The sequence below is a fragment of the Pseudomonas sp. RA_35y_Pfl2_P32 genome, assembly GCF_963970735.1.
Classification (GTDB): domain Bacteria; phylum Pseudomonadota; class Gammaproteobacteria; order Pseudomonadales; family Pseudomonadaceae; genus Aquipseudomonas.
In genome coordinates this window covers 1-643 of the sequence record NZ_CAXAQF010000114.1, presented here as the reverse complement: position 1 = coordinate 643, position 643 = coordinate 1, and the positions used below count along the sequence as shown (strand labels likewise).

General features: G+C 67.8%; 1 protein-coding gene. It reads right to left on the bottom strand.

Features of this window, described 5'->3' with window-relative positions; all coding sequences use genetic code 11:
• Positions 1-643: SDR family oxidoreductase (locus AACY45_RS27370; RefSeq protein ID WP_339548577.1), on the bottom strand; the 643-nt coding region annotated here is incomplete at both ends.

Genomic DNA, 643 nt, shown 5'->3' with positions numbered 1-643 from the left:
CGCAGGAATTTGACGCGCTCGACGGCGTTTTCGGGGCCGTGCGGGTTGGCTTCGAGCAGCGCCATCGTCTCGGCGATATAGGCGTCGAGCGGCATCGAATTGGGGTTTTCGGCATGACCCGGCATCAGATCGGTCGCGACGGCGGGGGGCGCGATTTCGATCACGTCGATTCCCGTATCGGCGAGCTGTGCCCGCAAGGACTGCGACCAGCTATGGATCGCCGCCTTGGTGGCACTATAGGTCGGCGTCGCCACCAGCGGTACGAAGGCGAGACCCGACGATACGGTGAGGATCGCGGCGTTGGGCTGCTTGCGCAGGTGCGGCAGCAAGGCCGCGGTCAGCCGGATCGGCCCCAGCAGGTTGGTCGCGATCATCGCCTCGGCGTCGCTCAGGTCATAGGGCTGCGCGGTCATATCTTCGGCGCGCATGATCCCCGCATTGTGGATCACGACGTTGAGGGCCGGGTGCTCGCTGGCGATCGTGTCGGCGAAGCGCGCAATGTCGGCCGCGTCGGCGACGTCGAGCAAGGCGGTGCTGATTCCCGGCAGGTCGCGCGCCAGCGCGTCGAGCGGCTCGGCGCGACGGCCGGCGACGATGACGTGGTTGCCGCGCGCGTGAAATTGCTCGGCGAGCGCACGGCCGA